Origin of the sequence: Sutcliffiella sp. NPDC057660 (assembly GCF_042800035.1) — a bacterium.
GTDB lineage: Bacteria > Bacillota > Bacilli > Bacillales > Bacillaceae_I > Sutcliffiella_A.
In genome coordinates this window covers 1-19,363 of record NZ_JBHVHV010000023.1, presented here as the reverse complement: position 1 = coordinate 19,363, position 19,363 = coordinate 1, and the positions used below count along the sequence as shown (strand labels likewise).

At 40.6% G+C, this 19,363-nt stretch carries 24 protein-coding genes, 1 rRNA gene and 3 pseudogenes; 18 read left to right on the top strand and 10 right to left on the bottom strand.

Features of this window, described 5'->3' with window-relative positions:
- Positions 1-74: 74 nt before the first annotated feature.
- From ACFVAD_RS21675 to rpsI (ACFVAD_RS21640), 8 genes and pseudogenes are all read left to right on the top strand, one after another.
- Positions 75-854, top strand: a pseudogene (locus ACFVAD_RS21675) (DNA-directed RNA polymerase subunit alpha); the annotation flags it as partial.
- A gap of 75 nt (positions 855-929) precedes the next feature.
- The gene (gene rplQ, locus ACFVAD_RS21670) at positions 930-1,292 is read left to right on the top strand and encodes a 50S ribosomal protein L17 (RefSeq protein ID WP_386645171.1); all 363 of its coding nucleotides are present in this window, start codon (positions 930-932) and stop codon (positions 1,290-1,292) included.
- A 249-nt stretch (positions 1,293-1,541) separates the two neighbouring features.
- On the top strand, positions 1,542-2,381 hold the full coding sequence (locus ACFVAD_RS21665; protein ID WP_386645168.1) for an energy-coupling factor ABC transporter ATP-binding protein: 840 nt from the start codon (positions 1,542-1,544) through the stop codon (positions 2,379-2,381).
- A complete protein-coding gene (locus ACFVAD_RS21660; RefSeq protein WP_386645165.1) occupies positions 2,357-3,232 on the top strand; it encodes an energy-coupling factor ABC transporter ATP-binding protein in 876 nt (291 codons plus the stop codon). The genes ACFVAD_RS21665 and ACFVAD_RS21660 overlap by 25 nt, the downstream gene beginning before the upstream one ends.
- Positions 3,225-4,019: an energy-coupling factor transporter transmembrane component T family protein gene (locus ACFVAD_RS21655; protein WP_386645162.1), complete on the top strand. Its 795-nt coding sequence runs from the start codon at positions 3,225-3,227 to the stop codon at positions 4,017-4,019. Before ACFVAD_RS21660 ends, ACFVAD_RS21655 begins: the two co-directional genes overlap by 8 nt.
- 15 nt (positions 4,020-4,034) lie before the next feature.
- Positions 4,035-4,781: a tRNA pseudouridine(38-40) synthase TruA gene (truA, locus tag ACFVAD_RS21650; RefSeq protein WP_386645159.1), complete on the top strand. Its 747-nt coding sequence runs from the start codon at positions 4,035-4,037 to the stop codon at positions 4,779-4,781.
- 164 nt (positions 4,782-4,945) lie between these two features.
- Entirely contained in the window at positions 4,946-5,383 is a 438-nt protein-coding gene (rplM, locus tag ACFVAD_RS21645) for a 50S ribosomal protein L13 (protein WP_386645156.1), read from the top strand.
- A gap of 20 nt (positions 5,384-5,403) precedes the next feature.
- Positions 5,404-5,796 carry a 30S ribosomal protein S9 gene (rpsI, locus tag ACFVAD_RS21640; protein ID WP_010191551.1) on the top strand — a complete coding sequence of 131 codons (393 nt, stop codon included), beginning with the start codon at positions 5,404-5,406 and terminating at the stop codon, positions 5,794-5,796.
- Positions 5,797-5,907: 111 nt separating this feature from the next.
- Here the strand turns inward: rpsI (ACFVAD_RS21640) and ACFVAD_RS21635 are convergent, their stop codons facing one another.
- The 5 genes and pseudogenes from ACFVAD_RS21635 to ACFVAD_RS21615 form a co-directional block, all read right to left on the bottom strand.
- Positions 5,908-7,083 carry a site-specific integrase gene (locus ACFVAD_RS21635; RefSeq protein ID WP_386645152.1) on the bottom strand — a complete coding sequence of 392 codons (1,176 nt, stop codon included), beginning with the start codon at positions 7,081-7,083 and terminating at the stop codon, positions 5,908-5,910.
- 52 nt (positions 7,084-7,135) lie between these two features.
- Positions 7,136-7,459, bottom strand: a complete 324-nt coding sequence (locus ACFVAD_RS21630) for a hypothetical protein (RefSeq protein ID WP_386645149.1) — start codon at positions 7,457-7,459, stop codon at positions 7,136-7,138.
- A 9-nt stretch (positions 7,460-7,468) separates the two neighbouring features.
- A pseudogene (locus ACFVAD_RS21625) lies at positions 7,469-7,603 on the bottom strand (helix-turn-helix domain-containing protein); the annotation flags it as partial.
- 715 nt (positions 7,604-8,318) lie between these two features.
- The gene (locus tag ACFVAD_RS21620) at positions 8,319-9,410 is read right to left on the bottom strand and encodes a DUF4179 domain-containing protein (protein ID WP_386645146.1); all 1,092 of its coding nucleotides are present in this window, start codon (positions 9,408-9,410) and stop codon (positions 8,319-8,321) included.
- A gap of 13 nt (positions 9,411-9,423) precedes the next feature.
- The gene (locus tag ACFVAD_RS21615) at positions 9,424-9,975 is read right to left on the bottom strand and encodes a sigma-70 family RNA polymerase sigma factor (RefSeq protein WP_386645143.1); all 552 of its coding nucleotides are present in this window, start codon (positions 9,973-9,975) and stop codon (positions 9,424-9,426) included.
- A 278-nt stretch (positions 9,976-10,253) separates the two neighbouring features.
- Here ACFVAD_RS21615 and ACFVAD_RS21610 point away from each other — a divergent pair, with 278 nt between their 5' ends.
- From ACFVAD_RS21610 to rpsI (ACFVAD_RS21595), 4 genes and pseudogenes are all read left to right on the top strand, one after another.
- A complete protein-coding gene (locus tag ACFVAD_RS21610) occupies positions 10,254-10,544 on the top strand; it encodes a YolC/YozM family protein (protein ID WP_386645140.1) in 291 nt (96 codons plus the stop codon).
- Positions 10,545-10,788: 244 nt separating this feature from the next.
- Positions 10,789-11,328, top strand: a complete 540-nt coding sequence (locus ACFVAD_RS21605) for a sigma-70 family RNA polymerase sigma factor (protein WP_386645137.1) — start codon at positions 10,789-10,791, stop codon at positions 11,326-11,328.
- Positions 11,318-11,893 (top strand): hypothetical protein, encoded by a 576-nt coding sequence (locus ACFVAD_RS21600; RefSeq protein WP_386645134.1) that lies wholly within the window; start codon positions 11,318-11,320, stop codon positions 11,891-11,893. The genes ACFVAD_RS21605 and ACFVAD_RS21600 overlap by 11 nt, the downstream gene beginning before the upstream one ends.
- A gap of 344 nt (positions 11,894-12,237) precedes the next feature.
- Positions 12,238-12,300 (top strand): annotated as a pseudogene (gene rpsI, locus ACFVAD_RS21595) (30S ribosomal protein S9); the annotation flags it as partial.
- Positions 12,301-12,426: 126 nt separating this feature from the next.
- Here rpsI (ACFVAD_RS21595) and cotJC read toward each other — a convergent pair.
- Genes cotJC through ACFVAD_RS21580 form a run of 3 tightly spaced genes read right to left on the bottom strand, consistent with a single transcriptional unit; the run spans position 12,427 to position 13,486 of the window.
- Positions 12,427-12,996: a spore coat protein CotJC gene (gene cotJC / locus ACFVAD_RS21590; protein ID WP_386645131.1), complete on the bottom strand. Its 570-nt coding sequence runs from the start codon at positions 12,994-12,996 to the stop codon at positions 12,427-12,429.
- A 17-nt stretch (positions 12,997-13,013) separates the two neighbouring features.
- A complete protein-coding gene (locus ACFVAD_RS21585) occupies positions 13,014-13,274 on the bottom strand; it encodes a spore coat protein CotJB (protein ID WP_386645129.1) in 261 nt (86 codons plus the stop codon).
- A gap of 5 nt (positions 13,275-13,279) precedes the next feature.
- Positions 13,280-13,486 carry a spore coat associated protein CotJA gene (locus tag ACFVAD_RS21580; protein WP_386645347.1) on the bottom strand — a complete coding sequence of 69 codons (207 nt, stop codon included), beginning with the start codon at positions 13,484-13,486 and terminating at the stop codon, positions 13,280-13,282.
- A 197-nt stretch (positions 13,487-13,683) separates the two neighbouring features.
- On the opposite strand from ACFVAD_RS21580, the gene ACFVAD_RS21575 reads away from it, so the two are divergent.
- The 3 genes from ACFVAD_RS21575 (at position 13,684) to ACFVAD_RS21565 (ending at position 16,098) form a co-directional block, all read left to right on the top strand.
- Complete coding sequence (locus tag ACFVAD_RS21575; protein ID WP_386645344.1) at positions 13,684-14,127, top strand: YbaK family protein; 444 nt, start codon at positions 13,684-13,686, stop codon at positions 14,125-14,127.
- A gap of 62 nt (positions 14,128-14,189) precedes the next feature.
- Entirely contained in the window at positions 14,190-14,912 is a 723-nt protein-coding gene (gene cwlD / locus ACFVAD_RS21570) for an N-acetylmuramoyl-L-alanine amidase CwlD (RefSeq protein WP_386645126.1), read from the top strand.
- Between the two features lie 136 nt (positions 14,913-15,048).
- Positions 15,049-16,098: a P-loop NTPase gene (locus ACFVAD_RS21565; protein ID WP_386645123.1), complete on the top strand. Its 1,050-nt coding sequence runs from the start codon at positions 15,049-15,051 to the stop codon at positions 16,096-16,098.
- A 43-nt stretch (positions 16,099-16,141) separates the two neighbouring features.
- On the opposite strand, the gene gerD is transcribed toward ACFVAD_RS21565, so the two are convergent.
- Positions 16,142-16,777: a spore germination lipoprotein GerD gene (gene gerD, locus ACFVAD_RS21560; protein WP_386645120.1), complete on the bottom strand. Its 636-nt coding sequence runs from the start codon at positions 16,775-16,777 to the stop codon at positions 16,142-16,144.
- Between the two features lie 158 nt (positions 16,778-16,935).
- On the opposite strand from gerD, the gene ACFVAD_RS21555 reads away from it, so the two are divergent.
- Positions 16,936-17,550 (top strand): KinB-signaling pathway activation protein, encoded by a 615-nt coding sequence (locus ACFVAD_RS21555; RefSeq protein WP_386645117.1) that lies wholly within the window; start codon positions 16,936-16,938, stop codon positions 17,548-17,550.
- 39 nt (positions 17,551-17,589) lie between these two features.
- Here ACFVAD_RS21555 and pdaB read toward each other — a convergent pair whose 3' ends face one another.
- Positions 17,590-18,357, bottom strand: a complete 768-nt coding sequence (pdaB, locus tag ACFVAD_RS21550) for a polysaccharide deacetylase family sporulation protein PdaB (protein ID WP_386645114.1) — start codon at positions 18,355-18,357, stop codon at positions 17,590-17,592.
- Between the two features lie 143 nt (positions 18,358-18,500).
- Between pdaB and ACFVAD_RS21545 the strand changes: the two genes are divergently transcribed.
- Entirely contained in the window at positions 18,501-18,737 is a 237-nt protein-coding gene (locus tag ACFVAD_RS21545; RefSeq protein WP_386645111.1) for a hypothetical protein, read from the top strand.
- A gap of 566 nt (positions 18,738-19,303) precedes the next feature.
- Positions 19,304-19,363 (top strand): 16S ribosomal RNA (locus tag ACFVAD_RS21540); the annotation flags it as partial.

The following is a 19,363-nucleotide window of genomic DNA, read 5'->3' as shown; positions in this document are numbered from 1 at the left end:
CCCCGTGTACTCGTTGGTGGCATCCAGACACTTGAGGCCAAAGGCGGTCATGCCGCCTTCGACCCGCGGTGCGTATCCAAATAGATGGTGTACTGCATGAGTTCTCAACAATTGAAGGCGTCGTTGAAGATGTTACAACAGTTATTTTGAACGTTAAGAAGCTAGCATTAAAAATCTATTCAGATGATGAGAAGACGTTAGAGATTGACGTGCAAGGCGAAGGGGCTGTAACAGCTGCTGACATTACCCATGACAGTGATGTTGAGATCCTAAACCCTGACCTTCATATCGCAACGTTAGCAAAGGACGCGCACCTGCGTATTCGTTTCACCGCTAAGCGTGGACGCGGATATGTACCAGCGGACGGAAACAAGCGTGAAGATCAGCCAATCGGAGTCATTCCAATTGATTCTATCTTTACTCCAGTTTCACGCGTTTCTTATTATGTTGAAAATACACGTGTAGGCCAAGTGTCTAACTATGACAAGCTTACATTGGATGTATGGACAGATGGTAGTAACGGTCCACAAGAAGCAGTAGCACTTGGGGCAAAGATTTTAACTGAGCACTTAAATATATTTGTAGGATTGACAGATGAAGCGCAAAACGCGGAAATCATGGTTGAAAAAGAAGAAGATCAGAAGGAAAAAGTCTTGGAGATGACTATCGAAGAGCTTGATTTATCTGTTCGTTCTTACAACTGCCTGAAGCGTGCTGGCATCAACACTGTTCAAGAACTTGCGAATAAAACAGAAGAAGATATGATGAAAGTTCGTAACTTAGGCCGAAAGTCTCTAGAGGAAGTCAAGCACAAACTAGAAGAGCTAGGTTTAGGCTTGCGTAAAGATGACTAGTTTTTATTCGTAAAACTAGGCATCTTTATGTGTTTGGACGTTTCATTACTTTCTACAGAAGGAGGGAACATCAACATGGGATACAGAAAATTAGGTCGTACAAGCGCACAGCGTAAAGCGATGCTACGTGACTTAACAACTGACTTAATCATCAGTGAGCGCATTGAAACTACAGAAGCACGTGCGAAAGAATTACGTTCTGTTGTAGAAAAAATGATCACTCTTGGAAAGCGCGGAGATTTGCATGCTCGCCGTCAAGCAGCTTCTTACGTTCGTCATGAAGTGGCAAACGAGGAAACTGGTCAAGACGCAGTACAAAAATTATTCGCTGATATCGCTCCACGTTACGGAGAGCGCCAAGGTGGATACACTCGTATTATGAAACTTGGACCTCGTCGCGGAGACGGAGCGCCAATGGTAATCATCGAGTTAGTATAATCTATTGTGGTAGTGGTTTAAAAAGGAGGACAAAAAGGGCAGCGAACAACCTCAACGCTTTTTTTACCGGACTTTTTAAACTTCCTATTTTCAGTCATAAATAAGGGCGGGCAGTTGTAATGACTGATCATGCCCTTTATTTTTTTGCAGAAATATCAGTCTCGGCTCACTTCCCTATACGCGGCTTAGGGAAGTGACTGAAACGTTATGAGTTAGTGGAGACAAGGTGAGAAGAGAGGAGAAAGATTCATGACTGACACGATTCTAAAAGTGAAGAATTTGTTCTTCCGTTATCCCAACCAGGAAGAGGATACACTGAAGGATATAAATATAGAGGTCAAGCAGGGTGAATGGACTGCTATTGTAGGGCATAATGGTTCAGGGAAATCCACGCTTGCACGTATTCTGAATGGACTGCAGATGCCGTCAAAAGGTTCTGTGATCATCGATGGTATGGAACTATCCGAAGAGAAGCTCTGGGATATTCGACGTCAGGTAGGCATGGTCTTTCAAAATCCGGATAATCAATTTGTTGGATCCACGGTAGAGGATGATGTAGCTTTTGGTTTAGAAAATATTGGGGTCCCACGCGTTGAGATGATTGAGCGAGTAGAAGAAGGCATTAGAAGAGTTGGGATGAAATCTTTTTTAACCCAAGAACCACATCAACTCTCAGGCGGCCAAAAGCAGCGTGTAGCAATTGCGGGTGTCATAGCGCTCCGGCCGGCAATCATCATATTGGATGAAGCGACGAGTATGCTCGATCCCATCGGTCGAAAGGAAGTCATTCAAACGATAGAAGAGCTGAGAAAAGAAATGGGAGTGACAGTTCTATCCATCACGCACGATTTGGAGGAGGCTTCACGAGCCGACCGTATCATCGTGCTGAATGGAGGAGAAGTTTTCGCAGAAGGAACGCCAAGCGAGATTTTCCTGCTGGGGGAGCAGCTTGTTCAAATAGGTTTGGACCTGCCTTTTGCCATCAGCTTAGCCAATAAACTTAAAAGTTTAGGTGTTACCCTTGATTCAAACCCGACAACTAGTGAAAGGCTGATGGATGAGCTATGCAAATTAACATACAAGATCTAGAGCATCGCTATCAGGCGAAAACTCCTTTTGAACGAGTGGCACTGTATGATGTAGATATGGAAATAGCAGATGGCTCCTACAGTGCTGTCATCGGGCACACGGGATCTGGGAAATCAACACTCCTTCAGCATCTTAACGGACTGCTGCGTCCTTACAAAGGAACGATACAAATAGGGGATTTTATCCTGAAAGCTTCTGAAAAAGAAAAGAATATCAAGGCACTGCGCAAAAAGGTCGGCATCGTGTTTCAATTTCCGGAGCACCAGCTTTTTGAGGAGACGGTAGAACGGGATATCTGTTTTGGTCCGATCAATTTTGGAGTCTCAGAGGAAGAGGCAAAAAAACGGGCCAGAACTGCCCTGAAGTTGGTGGGGTTGCCGGAGAAGTATCTGGAGGTATCCCCATTTGACTTAAGTGGCGGTCAGATGCGAAGAGTTGCCATAGCAGGTGTGCTTGCCATGGAGCCGGAGGTGCTTGTCCTCGATGAGCCTACTGCAGGATTAGATCCAAGAGGCCGAAAAGAGATCATGGATCTGTTCTATTCCCTGCATAAGGAAAAGAACCTGACGACAATTCTGGTGACACACAGCATGGAGGATGCGGCCATGTATGCCGATTCGATCTATGTGATGAACAATGGTACGGTCGGACTGAAAGGCACACCGCGAGAGATCTTTTCCAATCCGGAAAAGATCCAGGAGTTTGGCTTGGATGTTCCGGAGACCGTCCTGTTTATGAAAAAACTCGAGGATCGCCTTGGCAGGAAGCTTGGCGGCATCTGCCTGACCATCGATGAAGCTGCAGAGGCAATTGCCTCAAAGATGCAGGAAGGGGTGGGGCAGCATGAATAACCTGATCATCGGGCGTTATGTGCCTGGGACCTCCATTGTTCACCGAATGGATCCGAGGGCGAAACTGCTACTTGTCTTCATCTTTGTCCTGATTGTTTTCCTTGCCAATAATGTGTGGGGTTATGCCCTTTTGGGAGCCTTCACCTTATCTGTTGTCCTTTTGACGAGGATTCCTATTCCATTCATCTTGAAAGGCTTGAAGCCGATCCTGTGGATTATTATCTTCACCATGATCTTTCATGTTTTCCTGACTAAGGAAGGGACACTCCTTTACAGTATAGGTTTTATTGAGATCTATGAAGAGGGAATCAGACAGGCAATTTTCATCTCCCTGCGCTTTTTGTTCCTGATAACCATTACGACCATACTGACTTTGACGACGACGCCGATTGAAGTGACGGATGGAATGGAGACGCTTTTTGGCCCTTTCAAGAAGGTTGGTGTACCGGTACATGAGCTGGCTCTGATGATGTCCATTTCCCTACGGTTCATTCCGACATTGATGCAGGAGACGGATAAAATCATGAAGGCGCAAAGTGCCCGTGGAGTGGACTTTACGACAGGGCCTTTAAAGGAGCGTGTGAAGGCGCTCGTCCCTTTGCTTGTCCCACTCTTCATCAGTGCCTTCAAACGCGCTGAGGAGCTTGCTACAGCCATGGAGGCGCGCGGGTACAGAGGTGGCGAAGGGCGTACGAAATTCCGCCTTCTAGAGTGGAGCACAAAGGATACGCTGCTTATGGCGTTTCTTGGTGCCCTCACGTTTATTCTGGTTCTGATACGAACATAATGGAGTCTAGATGCTATGAATAGAATGAAATGCATAATATCCTATGACGGGTCCCGATTTGAAGGGTATCAGATTCAAAAAGAGAAGCGTACGGTGCAATACGAGCTACAAAAGGCCTTGACGCGCATTCATAAAGGATGCGACATCAAGGTTTCCGCCTCTGGCAGGACAGATGCGGGCGTACATGCCATGGGGCAGGTGCTGCACTTTGATACTACCCTGTCCATACCAGAGGCAGCCTGGCAGAAGGCGATGAACGCCCATCTGCCAAAAGATATCTGGGTAAGGCATGTTGAGGCAGTGCCACCTACTTTTCATGCACGCTTTGATGTTGTGAAGAAGGAGTACCGTTATAAGGTGAGGTTAAGCAAGGATTTTGATGTGTTCCATCGGGATCAGGTCTTCCATTATCCGTATTCCATCAACACTGAGGCCATGCGTGAGGCAGCCAGGCACTTTTTGGGGGAGCATGACTTCACCAGCTTCTGTTCGGCGAAAACCGAGGTGGAGGATAAAGTCCGCACCATATATGAACTGGAAATTCTGGAAAACGGGGAAGAGCTTGTTTTCCGTATCATCGGCAATGGCTTTCTATACAATATGGTCCGGATCATCGTCGGCACATTATTGGAAGTGGGACAAGAAAAAAAGCAGCCAAAGGAAATTGTAGCTATTCTTCAATCCAGGGATAGAAAGGCTGCAGGAAAAACCGCACCGGCCCACGGTTTATACTTATGGGACGTCGTTTATGATGACAACTAATCCTGGTGTAACATTTTCTTGACAATATCCCTAAAAAGATATAAGATATCACATGGTATGTATTTTAGCCCCACGATCAAGCCCCGGAAGAGTTTCATCGTGATGAACTTAAAATATATGATACGACAAATAAAAAGCTTTAAATTTTTAGGAGGGAAAAATCAATGCGTACAACGTTTATGGCGAAAGCTAGCGAAATCAATCGTAAATGGTACGTGGTAGACGCTGAAGGTCAAACTTTAGGTCGTCTAGCAAGTGAAGTTGCATCCATTTTACGTGGTAAACATAAACCAACTTACACTCCAAACGTAGACACTGGAGATCATGTAATCATCATCAATGCTGAGAAAATTCACTTAACTGGTAACAAGTTAAACGGAAAGATCTACTACCGTCACACTATGCACCCAGGTGGATTAAAGCAAAGAACGGCTTTGGAAATGCGTACTAACTATCCTACAAAGATGTTAGAACTTGCAATCAAAGGCATGCTTCCAAAAGGAAGTCTTGGACGTCAACAAGCTAAAAAATTAAACGTATATGCTGGTAGCGAACATCCACACCAAGCACAACAACCTGAAGTTTACGAACTTCGCGGTTAATTAATAAGGAGGGTATAACTTTGGCACAAGTACAATACTACGGCACAGGTCGTCGTAAAAGCTCCGTTGCACGTGTACGTCTAGTTCCTGGTAACGGACAAATCGTGATCAACGATCGTGATATCGAAAACTACATCCCATTCGAAGCTCTACGTAACGTTGTTAAACAACCATTAGCAGTTACTGAAACAGAAGGTAACTATGATGTATTGGTAAACGTTGACGGTGGAGGATACACTGGTCAAGCTGGTGCGATCCGTCACGGAATCGCTCGTGCATTATTGCAAGCTGATCCTGAGTTCCGTGCTACTTTAAAGCGTGCAGGGTTCCTAACTCGTGACGCGCGTATGAAAGAGCGTAAAAAATACGGACTTAAGGGCGCTCGTCGTGCACCTCAGTTCTCAAAACGTTAAAAACCTTATATATCAAAGGTTTGCCCTCTTTGCTCTTATGGAGCAGGGAGGGCTTTTTCATGTCCTAATTTGGAATTGAATACCCCTTGAATACCCCTTGAATACCCTGAACTAAAATGTCATGTACTTCTGGAACATCTCCGCTGTTTTCTCCTTCGCCTCATCGGTCACATGGGTATAGATATTCATCGTGGTTTGAATATCTGTATGGCCAAGCCGAGCTTGTACGTCTTTGATGGAAGCACCAGCTGCAAACAACAAACTGGCATGTGTATGCCTAAAGGCGTGAACATTTATTTTCGGGAGCTCTGGATTCTTTTTATAGATTCGCTCCAGCTTTTCATTCAAGTAAGCCAGGCGGCAATAATCCATGCCATGTTTAAAATGATTATAGACCGTAAAGACTGGCAGTTTATCATCAGATTGAAAAGGAGCAGCAAGTTCTAAGGTCAGATAGCGCTGTATTTGCTTGTTACGCCATTTCTTTAAGATCGCAAGCGTTTCATCGTCTACGCTGACAACACGCCGAGATGCCTTTGTTTTCGATGTCTGGAGTTGCTTTTTGCCACTCGTGTGAATCAAAGTCTTTTTCAAGCTGATCGTCTTATGGTGGAAGTCCACGTCAGACCAATGGAGGGCGTACAGTTCCCCCTTACGTGCTCCTGTAAAGGCGAGGAGCCGAAACATAGTATAAGCCATGTCGTCCTCCTGAATCGCCTCCAGGAAGCTCCTGAGCTCTTCTCGCGTGTAATAATACTTCTTCTCTTCCAGCTCCGCATTATATTCCATCTCATGTTTTAGTTTCGGAAGCGTGACATAATCCATTGGATTGCGCTTAATAATGTCCATTTTCATGGCATATCGAAAGACCTGGTTTGCTTGTATCTTATAATCATTGAAAGTTTTAAGCTCTTGGGCCCACGTGTTGATAGCTTTTTGACAACGCGAGCGGGATATGTCTTTCATTTTGTAAGGACCGAATAACGGGAGAATCCTCTTGAATTTACTCTCCATCGCATACACCGTAGTTGGTTTAACTTCTGTACGATGTTGCTTAAACCATTCCTCAAAAACTTCCTGGAAAGTAATCTGTTCATTTTTGCGGAGCCCGAGCTCATCGACTTCCACCAATAATTTAGATAGCGCAATATTTGCTTCTTTTTTTGTTTTGAATCCCCGCCTTGTGGTTCGTTTCTTTTTTTCAGTGAGGGGATCCTTGCCGAGATAGGCATTAAACATATAAGCGGTGGTACCGTCTTTCTTTGTGTACTTTTTAATGTTTGCCATAATATTCTCCTATCCAATACGCTGGCAGGCTATATACAGGAAAGGGAAGAGTTTATTCAAAAATTAATTCAAGTATGGTTCTAACTTTTTTGCGTTTTTCGTCTGTTAAAGATTCGTTTTTATAGTACAAGTCAATTTTCATATTAAGAAGATCATGAAGATCAAATAATCTTCTTCTTAATTCGTCATCTGATAATTCTCTAATAACTTGCTCTTCGTTTTCTGTTTTTATTTCTTCAGTACATGGAAGGCTAACGTCTATAGTTCTCAATTTATTTAGGTATTTTTCACATTTACCAGGTTCCGCACCTTCATATCTATCAAGACCATTGTCTACATCAAGATAAGACTCAGAATATCCGGCTAATTTCATCAAATATGAATGTGAAATGCCTAATCCTACAGAAAACTTTCTTATTAGTGCGGGTTTAGGTAAATCTTTATATCCATTCTCAATTTGAGATAAATATGAGTCTGAGTAGCCTGTTTGTTCTTTTAAGTCGAGTAAAGTTGACTTCAGAAGTGAAAACTGGTTCCATGCGGAATTAGAAGAGGCATTTAAAGGTGAAAAAGAGGTGAATCCACATCATTCAAGAACAGATTAAGAAATGAAAAAAAATAGGTGTGGAAGATTGTTCCTTGCAATTTATAATGAATGGTATGGAAGTATGTTTACAAATTTTTTAAAACAACCTTGTTTAATATAAGGGCCAAATTGTTGGTGAGAAATGTCCCTAACTCAAATGAAATGTGCACACGATTTTGGTTAAGGTCAGGCAGTTTTAAAGTTCTAAAATTAAAGGGTTATGTGTAGAGTCAAATAAGGAGGCAACAAAGTGGGGAAAGCTGGAGAGAACTTCAAAAGCTAACCTAACACTATATAATTATTTTATATTGTGTTATTAGGTCAAAAATTAACTTTATAGGATAATTATTAACAAGTAAAAACTTCTCAAAATCAAGAGCTTGGATCTTTTAGGGACAACATAAAAAGAAAATAATTTAAGCTTTTTATCTAAAAAGTATAGGACTTTACGTGGAGACGTGGGAATGAAAAGTTTAAATGCAAGATGAGATGCAGACTTCCAATTACTGTTATTCCCACAGAGGCTCCACGTCGATTTCCTATAAGTAATCTATATGTTTACATAGAAATAAAAGATGGAGAATATTGATGTTAAATAGGACGCTATTAATAAGCCATCTAGTTTTAAATATGTTGATGCAAGGGTAATTTATTTTCTTATTTGAATAATTATTTCTTCTAAAAGAATTTCTTTATACCCTGCATCATTTGTTTTGGTAATTTCTTTATCTCCTTGTTCATTTATTTCCACTCCACCGGACTGAGTATTTCTAAAAATGACACGTGGTAAGATAAAAAGCTTAGTGGCACTATCTTCTAATTTTTCGAAAGTGGCATTCCATTTAATGTCAAAGGAATCTCTTTCGCTTATACCTCCATTAACTTCGCCTAAATATGAATTTCCTAAATCATCTTTTATATCTAATTCAACAGATATATCATCCCATTGATCACTTAATAATTTGGAAATTCTTTGATCGTAATGTACTACAAATGACATTGGTGTATACGATAGTTTCTCGATAATTACGTTGAGCCCATTTTTCTCAACGCTCTCACCAATTATCTGTTCTTGGTTTTCGGACTCTTTAATTGAAAGAGCAAACTTCCATTTTCCTTTTGTTTCTACACCGGTTTCTGAATTAATGATTGTATTAATATCCCATACTAGGTTTACTCCCCCATTTTCGCTATGATTAGTTAAACTTCTAGTAATAATACCAGCATATTGTTTTTCATTAATTTTTGTGATTTTTGAACCTCCTGTAGAACCGGATATTCCTTTAATATAAGGGGGGTCTATAATATGGATTTCTTGACCCAAATCATGATCACTGTCAATAACAAAAGTTAATAAGAAAGAGTTACCATCAAAAATTGCATCATTGATAGTGATTTTTATACCGTTACTTTCAACGGCTATGTTTTTTTCAGTAGAGAATTCTTTGTAATTGGTATAAAGTCCACCTCTGTCTCCACCAAAAAATTTAAATAAATCTCCAATAACTGGAATGTTACTGGCTTGTGTAGGTAGGGTTACTCCTATTGTTGCGGTGGGTAACGCCATTATAATAGAAGCGGCTAAAATATGTCTTTTCCAATTTGTATATTTTTTATCTTTATTTAAAGATTTTCGAAGAGCTTTTTTCACTTTTAATTTTTCATGTTTTGTAACTTCCATTTCAACATATTCGTTTTCATCTAATTCAACATCATTTAATAATTCATAAATATCTTTCATACGGTGTTCTCTCCTAACTTAGTTTTCTCCCTGTCTTATTAAGCTTCTTTTTTCCCCTATGAATTCTGTTAGAAATAGATGCTTTTGTCATACCAAGCTTTTTCGATATATCAATTGTTGTTATTCCTAATAAAAACTTCATTATAAAAATATCTCTATCTATTGGGTGTAAAGAATTAATTAGCTTAGTTAATTCTGCTCGATTTTCCAATAAAATAAGCTCATCCTCTGCTGATTTTGCTTGATCAAAATCAAGAAATTCCGAGGTTAACACCTTTTCATTATTTGCTTTTCTGTAATAATCAATCGCTTTATGTTTTGCAATAGCGCAAATCCATTTTTTGAATTCATCCATATTCTTTCCTTGAAATTTGTTAAAGTTTTTCCAAACAGAAAGAAAAACATCATTTATACATTCTTCAATGGCACCTTTGTTAGTAGAAGAAGCGAGAATTTTATAGGTAACTCCCTTTACTAAAGGTAAATATTTATCCACGATGAATTCTAATGCGTCTTCTTCTTGCTGCTTAAAACATTTAATGAAATTTTCATCATTCAACCTCATGAAAAACTCTCCTTATTTTTTTAAAAGTACACTCATAAACTATATAACGTATATAAAAAGGTAATTTCTCATATTTTGATAAAGAATTTTTAAAAATCAATTTAAAATTATGCTTGTACCTCAGAGAGGGGCGCAATATTGAACAAGAACAGTGCACTTTAACATTTTAAGGCAAAGTAGATATATTTAGCAGTTTAGTTATATAAATAACTGTATTTATTTGGTATTATAGTTTGCGAGTAGTTAAGAAATAGTGAACGATGGGAGTGGAAATGGATATGAAAAATAAGTTTAGATTACTGATTTTAGGATGTGTTTTAGTAGGGTCTGCGATATTCTGGTATACACAAAAAGAGCCATATAGTACAGAGGTAGTTGTTAACTCTGTATGGGATAAATTTGAAGTGCAAAGCACTCAAATCGGCGTTACAGATCCAGTTATCTGGATAGACGTATATAATAAAAATGATATAGCCGAAGTTGAAAAGTACGTGACAGAAAACTTATCTAAAGACGATCTAGAACATTATGAAGTCAATGTGTTTTCTAATAATGGGAAAATTTATTAAATCGGTTTTCAATAAAACGGGCGCTTTCCTGGAACAAGGGTCAGTGCTCATTTTTCATTTTAGGGCCATATTTTTGTGCAAATATTTAGCGCAGTTGAAGAATACCGCGCTGCACTATAATGAGAGTGTGGAATAATTTAATGATTTATAGTGGTTGTTAGTTTTATTAATTGAATCCAAATTTTTGAAACCTGAATTCAATTTTCACCGTCTAACAGGAGAAGTAATGAAAAGGGGTGAACTTATGCAAGAAAGAACAGAAAAAAATAACGATGAATATAGATTGCAACATTTAGAATTCGTAATGGATCAATACGGAGAAGAAATAAAGAGGCTTATCTATTCATACGTAAAAGATCATTCAATCATAGATGATATAACCCAAGATACATTTCTGAATTTTTACAATCAGCTTCATACCTTCCAATATAAAAGTGAAATTAAAACATGGCTCTTTAGAATAGCTATTAATAAATGTAAGGATTACTTGCGTTCAACTAAATATAAAACCCATTTGATTTTAGATTATTTTAATAACAAGAATGAACCTGAACAACATGCGATTCAAAAGCAAAGAAACAATGCATTAATTTATGAAGTTATGCGACTCCCTATAAAATACCGCGAAATAATTATTCTTTTTTATTATAAAGATTTAAGTATATCCGAAATCTCCAGTTTAATAGATCTCAACGAAAATACTATAAAAACTAGACTAAACCGTGCTAGACAAAAGTTGAAAGAGAAATTAAATGAAGAAGGAGATGATACGGGTGCATATTGATAAAAGTAAATTTAAAGAAGACTTTGATAATAATATTTCTTCCGAAAAAATTTTTACCGCCGAAGAAAAATATAATATATTGAATAAAGCAAAATCATTAGACACCAAACATCAAAGATATAATCTTCTTAAGCCAAGTATTATTATCTCTCTTGCTGCGGTCATTATTTTTCTTTTAGTTCTTCCAAATCTGCATCTTATTAACCTAAGAAGTGACAATTTTGATTATAAAATTATTCAAGAGATTGATTTCCCTATTAATAAAGAAGAAATCATCACGATTCTTGGAGATAATTATGTCCCCGTAATACCCTCTGATGATTCTCTTGAGGATGTGGAATCGTTGCGCTGGGATTACCCGCTAATAAAAGATTATGAGTACATTGAAGAATATGATTTTCTCGATATAGAGGGTATAAAAGAAGGGAAGTTAGGGTCCCAGGTAATAGTAACCTTTCGCAATGAAGAAGTAATTAGCATTTCCATGCTTTACAAAGAAGAAGATGGAAGCATATACCTTCTTCATAAAAATAAAGACAAAAGCAACAAGATACCCATGAATTAAGGTTGAATCAGGGAAAAGATAGTGACAGGGGGATTTGAATCACTCTGTGACTTTGTCTACAGGTCAAAACCACTTCTAACGGGTGATTTAATTATTATGAAAGATTAAATATGAAAGCGGTTTTTAAAAACATAAATGAATTGAGCAGAAATCTAAAAAACAAGAAATCAAATAGGTTTCCTGTATATAGCCCGCCAGCGTATTTTTTTAAATTACCTTTTTGAATACCCCTTGAATACCCTTTACGAAAAATCGGTTAAAATCCTAAGAAATCCTAAAAGGGAAAAACGTTGAATTAAAGCGGTTTATCAACTTCCATGTAACGGTAAATGAACCCACCTTGGAAAGAGCGTAAAAAATACGGACTTAAGGGCGCTCGTCGTGCACCTCAGTTCTCAAAACGTTAATCTTTACGTTTCAAAAGGCTTTCAACCTTTATTGGTTGGGGGTCTTTTTTTGTTTTTCGAGTAATCACCTGACTAGTGAACCAATAAAACAGGCAAGGAACACAATGTTCCCTGCCTGCCCCAGTATTAGAATATCTTCTTCCTGTCCCGTTCTTCCTTCAATATTTCCACAGCTTCTCTGAATCGCTGGGAATGGACGACTTCTCTTTCCCTCAGGAAACGAAGGGAGTCATTCAGATCAGGATCGTCCGACATATTGATGATCCATTGATATGTGGCTCTTGCTTTCTCTTCTGCTGCAATATCCTCATAGAGATCTGCAATCGGATCCCCTTTTGCCTGGATATATGTAGCGGTAAATGGTACCCCGGCTGCATTATGGTAAAAAAGGGCGCTATCATGATTGACATAATGATCTCCTATACCAGCAGCCTTTAACTGTTCAGGGGTAGCATCCTTTGTCAGCTTGTAAATCATCGTCGCAATCATTTCCAGATGTGCAAACTCCTCTGTACCAATATCCGTCAATAGCCCAACAACCTTATCCGGAATTGTATATCGTTGATTCAAATAACGGAGTGCTGCAGCCAGTTCCCCGTCTGCACCACCGTACTGTTCAATAAGATATTTTGCCAATGTCGGATTGCAGGTGCTCACTTTGACGGGGTATTGCAGCTTCTTTTCATAAACCCACATATGTTATCCTCCTTTCGTTAAATCTGCCAGGGCCAAGGTCCCTTTCCCCAGTCCCAACGATCGTTGGAATTAACGGTAAATTGTTGCAATGGACCGAATTTTGCAGAAAAATTCTTCTTGATCTGATTACTGTAAGTGGCATACTGATTGAATTGATTTAATGCTTTTTCGTCATCGGGGTGGGTATCGAGGTATAGGGTCAATTCCATCAGGACAAAGTCGACGGCCTGAATTTCCTCGAGAAGCTGATAATACTCAGGAGGGAGAGAGTTCGTCACTTGGTTTACCTCCTTTTCTTTTCATATGGATTTTCATAATAATCATAAAGAGCTGGCCAGAGCGTCCCTTTCTTCAATGCATCAAGTGGATGGAACTGCTGGAGGTTTGGTGGTTGAAATCCTAGGTACAAATTGGGTGGTGTACTATAATATTTCTTCCCGATTGGAGGACAAGGGTCAAAAGGGCTGTGATAAGGAATGTAGGATTTCATTTTTGTAAAAGTTTTTTGATCATCATTCATGCTGTTCAGACACCTCACTCTCTATCCTTCTTCTAGCATCTATATTCTGGAAACAGCAAATAAATTCATGGTTCATGAAATTCATACTTGGAAAAACGTACTCAATCTTTCCACGCATGAAAGCTCATCACCATTAGGAAACTAAATGGTGAAAGGGTGTGAAAATGTTGACTGTACTAACAACCTTTAAAGAAAAGCGAAGAGAAAAGCAGATGAAATATGAGCGCAAAATGCTTCGCGAAATTTCTTTGGATATTTTGAGAACTAAAGTGAAGGATTTTTTCAATCCCTACTTAAAACATAAACGACAACCGGTCACCGCAATAGAAGAAGGCTGCCTTGATGTGGCAATCGAGGCCTATCTTCTGGGTGCTTCCTATAGCAAGTTCGGCTACCATGGCGAAAACGTGGAAAAGGTGAAGACACGTTGCCATCTAGAGGAGAAATACCTGATAGACACGTTATATGATTACTTCCTGTATTGGGGAGCGATTGGTGAAAATGACCTTGTCCATGAATCCTTTTATATGACTTGTGAAGCTTTTATCGACTATTGGTGGAGGGAAGGATTTCACAAGGGGGAAAAAAGGTACCGGATGAGGCTGCACTAATTATCATAATCCTCCGTCTTGTCCCATATAGTGAAACATGAGGACATGCGGGAGGGATACATATGCGAAGGTGGAAGTTCTGGGCACTGCTGACTACAGGCCTTATTCTACTGTTTTCAATACAGTTTCAATTCTTTAGCGAGGATACTTGGGAACAATGGAATCTCCCGCTAAGCGGTAAAATCATCATACTTGATCCAGGTCACGGCGGCCCGGATGGTGGTGCCGTCGGAGGGGAGATCTTGGAAAAGGATGTGGCGCTGCAGGTATCCCTGTATTTGAAGGATTATCTGCAGGAGCAGGGGGCACTCGTACTGATGACACGCGAGGAGGATGTCGACCTGGCCGATCCGAAAACAAAAGGTTACAGCAGGCGGAAAGTGGAAGACCTGAGGAAACGGGTGGAGATGGTAAATGAATCGGATGGAGATCTGTTTATCAGCATCCACTTAAATGCGATTCCCTCCCCAAGGTGGAAAGGGGCTCAGACCTTCTACCAGCGATCAGATTCGAAAGAAAACGAGCGGGTGGCGAAATTCATTCAGGATGAACTCCGCACGAATCTAGGGAATACGGACCGGTACGCAAAATCCATCAACGGCATCTATATCTTAAAGAAGGCAGAAATTCCAGGAGCCCTGGTGGAGGTCGGTTTTTTGTCCAATCCTTCGGAGCGGGCGCTGCTCAGTACGGACGACTATCAGAAAAAGCTGGCTGCCTCCATCTATAACGGGATTATGCGGCATTATACATCGGAAGAAGAGCTTGAAGATCCTCCAGGATAAATGGGGATCTTTTTTATGTCCACATCTCGCTTTCTTTGATGCTTTAATCCGTTCAACGCGCTTTGTGATATGTTATACTGGTATTGTAAACGAATTCATCACTATAAAGACAATAACGTACAGGGGTGGGGCCAACATGCTAACAGAATCAAAAGTGGTACAACTACTGAAGGATCTACAGGATCCAATTTTACATAAAACGTTCGAAGAGACAAATGCAATCGAAGAGATTTCCATAAAGGAAGAGAAAAATCATGTCAGTGTAAAAATTGCACTGGCTAAAACGGGAACTGCAGAACAGATGCAGCTGCAAGGGGCCATCGTTAACCTCCTGAAAGAAGCAGGCGCGGCAACAGTGGGACTGCGCTTCACGGAATTGCCTAGGGAAGTGATTGATCGCTACGGCGCAACAGCGGCAGCAGGAAAAGAAGAAAACTTGCTGTCAAACAACAAGACAACCTTCCTGGCAATTGCGAGTGGAAAAGGGGGAGTGGGTAAATCCACAGTATCCGTTAACCTGGCAGTATCCTTGGCACGCCTAGGTAAAAAAGTCGGTTTGATTGATGCCGATATCTACGGCTTCAGCGTTCCGGATATGATGGGAATCACGAAACGACCGGTTGTTCGAGGCGAGAAAATCATCCCGGTGGAGCGCTTTGGCGTACAGGTCATCTCCATGGGATTTTTCGTGGAGGACAATTCTCCTGTCATCTGGAGAGGTCCGATGCTCGGAAAAATGCTGAACAGCTTCTTCAATGAAGTGGAGTGGGCGGACCTGGATTACCTTCTGCTCGACCTGCCACCTGGAACGGGCGATGTGGCATTGGATGTCCACTCCATGCTTCCATCCTGTAAGGAGCTTATCGTTACCACACCGCATCCAACCGCAGCATTTGTAGCGGCACGTGCAGGGGCGATGGCCATCAAGACAAACCATGAAGTAATCGGTGTGATCGAAAACATGGCCTATTTTGAAAGCAAAAAGACAGGTGAAAAAGAATTTGTATTCGGCCAAGGTGGAGGGAAAAAGCTATCGGAAGAGCTTCAGGCACCTCTGCTCGGTCAATTGCCTCTTCAACAGCCTGATTGGGACGAGGAGGACTTTGCGCCGTCCATCTATCAGAATGATCATGCACTCGGAAAAATCTATCTGGATATTGCATCAAAAGTGGTAGAACTAACATAAAGGAAAAAGGCAGACCCTGATTTTTTGGGGTCTGCCTTTCTTCTTATTGTCCGCCGCCACCGCCGCCAGAATCCTGGCCGCTTTCACTGTCGGCTCCTTGCTGGGAGTCGCCTCCACCACCCTGTTCCTTTTGTCCGCCTTGCATTTCAGAGGCGCCTTTAAGAAGGAGATCCTGTAGCTTGGCTTTAAAAAGTGGACTTTCAAACGTTTCGGTTATCACTTTTTGCAAGTGTGTCTTAAATTCCTTGCCAGATAAAACCTTTGTCAATTGCTTTTCCATTTCAGGGTCCTGCAATACCTGGATCATCAATCCTTGATACTCGGGATCCTTCATCAGATCTTTAATCAGTTTTTCGTGCTCATTTTGCATACTTTTTGCAAAAGTCTCGGCAAATTTTGGGTCCTCAAAAGCTTTTTTCCAGAACTCTGCCCCTTTTTCACTATCAAGTGTTTGTTGTATGGCACTGGTTACAGCTTCCTGGTCCAAAACAAAATTCTGTTTCATTTTGTCATCTGTCATAATCTCTTCGATTGCTTTTTTGCCATCATCTGTCTTTAATATATCCACAACCATTTTCTTGGTTTGATCATAATCCATTTGGCCGGCACCCTCTTCGCCCTGCGCACAACCTGAAAGCAGGAAACATAAGAGGAAAAACGGCAAAAGGTAGCTTTTCATTAGAAAACTCCTTCCCACAGGTTCTGCATACGCTTAATATGTGACAAAGTTAATGAAATATACAAATTTGCAAGAGGGGGATGATGGATTTTTATTGGCTAGATTGGTACAATCATTTATAGCGTTTTTAAACTGTTATATATGGAGGAAAAGAAAAAGTGAACAGTCGTAATTGGGTTCGATTATTTCTTTCCACGTTACTAATCGGAGCAGTAAGTACCGTTATTGTTGCGTTTATAGTTCGTTGGGATCAACATACAGCTGAATTTGCAAATGGAGAATATCTTCAAGTTTTATCGGTTATCTTCTGGTACATAGGAATAGGACTGATTTTCAGTATCATCAGCCAAATGGGATTCTTCGCCTACTTGACCGTTCACCGGTTCGGACTTGGTATCTTCAAATCATTATGGAATGCCGTTCAAGTAGTGCTGATCGTCTTTGTACTATTCGATCTTGTCTACTTCCGATATATCGCTTTTGCAAATGAAGGCGACTCGTTATTACCATACTTGGCATTCCCGATCTTCCTGCTCATCTACGGTCTGCTGGTTGCATACGTTAAAAAAGCGCAGACGAACCATCATGCCTTTATACCCGCATTGTTTTTCATGGTAGTGGTAACAACTGTAGAGTGGTTTCCGGTCCTGCGTGAAAATGAGCCAAGCTGGCTTTTGCTCATGCTTTTCCCACTGCTTGCATGCAATTCCTACCAGATGCTGGTTCTGCATAAGCTGAATCTGCCTAAAGGAAAAGCGGCAACGGCAAAATAAAAAATGAAAGGGCGTCCTCAAGACAGGGCGCCCTTTGTATTATTGTATTTCTTTGCTATTGGCTTTTGTGTTATTGATCAGGTCGGTTACAGAGCTGATTTCATATCCTTTTGTTTTTATCTGCTGGATGATCTCCGGCAAGGCATCCTCCGTTTGTTTGGCAGAATCAGAGGCATGCAGGAGGATGATATCCCCGTTGCTTAAATTCTTCGTCACATTATCAATGATGATATCTTTGCCAGGGTTGATTAGATCGTGGGAATCGACACTCCAATGCACAATCGTAAATCCTAGCGAATTGGCGATTTTCAAAATCCTCTTATCAAAAGAGCCTTTTGGTGGGCGCAGCAGATTCACTTCCTTCACTCCCAGCTTCTCAAATACATCAAGTGCCTTCAACATATCCCGTTTCACTTTCAGATCATCCAGATCACGGTAGTTTTCATATGCATAGCCCATACTGCCGATCTCGTGCCCATCTTCCGTGATCCGCTTCACTACTTCCGGATGCCTTTCTGCCCAGGATGCAGACAGAAAGAACGTCACTCCCGCAGCATTATTCTTTTTCAACGTATCAAGTATGGGCAGCGCTTTTTCGTCTCCCCAGCTGATATCGAAGGATAACGCAATCTCCTTCACTTTCCCTTCCCCTTTATAGAATGCCACCGGCTGACCATCCTTTGTAGAAAAAACCGGTAAGTGAGTAAAGTTCTCTATATATAAAATCCCTGCAGTAAAGAAAGAAGCCAAAATGATAATGGATAATTGCTTGAACTTTCTTCCGTTAATCACATAGAAAAAATTCATACGTCTCCCCCTTGTCCACGGTATCTAATTAATAATTATTCAATGGGACAAAACTTATGATAAAAAAATATTCAGGAAAATGTTTCATAAAAACATGATCGGTGGAAAAAAATACAATATAACGTCTTTTTCGAGGTGAAGAAATGATAGGAATGCTGTTTAACAATAAAGAGGTAAAAGAATTGGAATACCTGCTAAAGCGGGAACTGGAAGAGCTGCTTCACGATTTTGAAGATAACCGCATAGATCGTGTAGTCAAACATGCCATGGAGGAACGCTATCAAATCCTTTTCAATATGTTCAAAAGAGTGGCCCACCCAACCGAATGCATGCAATACATTCGCTCCAAAGCTGTATACAGGGAACGAGAAAGCCTATAAAAAAGTGAAGGCTCCTGCAATACATAGTGATATGCCTTGCGGGAGTCTCTTTTGCGCTGTCCGTATAAAAATAGCAAATCGAGACGGTATTTTGCACCGAACCTTAGGGCTGAAATTCGTTTATCAACGGAAATTTCTATATATCCACGAAAAGAGAGTGGATATCGATAAAGTGCGTATTTCAACAAAATCTGCACTTCCATAGGGACTGCAGTGAACTTCAATTTGCTTAGCTGCTACTATGCGTTTGCACATAACAAAATACCCTCGAAAAACTTTTTGAAAAAATGTATCTAAAGTAGTTGACGTTCATTTGAAAAGCGTGGTATATTATTATTCGTCGCTGCGAGAGACAAAATGCTCGCACGATAAAAAAACAAAAAACATGTTGACTTTAACAAGGTTGATATGTTACATTAATAAAGTCGCTTCTGAGCGATAAACCGATTGAAATGATCTTTGAAAACTAAACAAAACAACAGCGTCCACGTTAATCTTATAGGGATTAACAAAGAACGAAAAAGCAATACAAAGCTAGTCAACATTTGAGCATAAGCTCAAACTCTTTATTGGAGAGTTTGATCCTGGCTCAGGATGAACGCTGGCGGCGTGCCTAATACATGCAA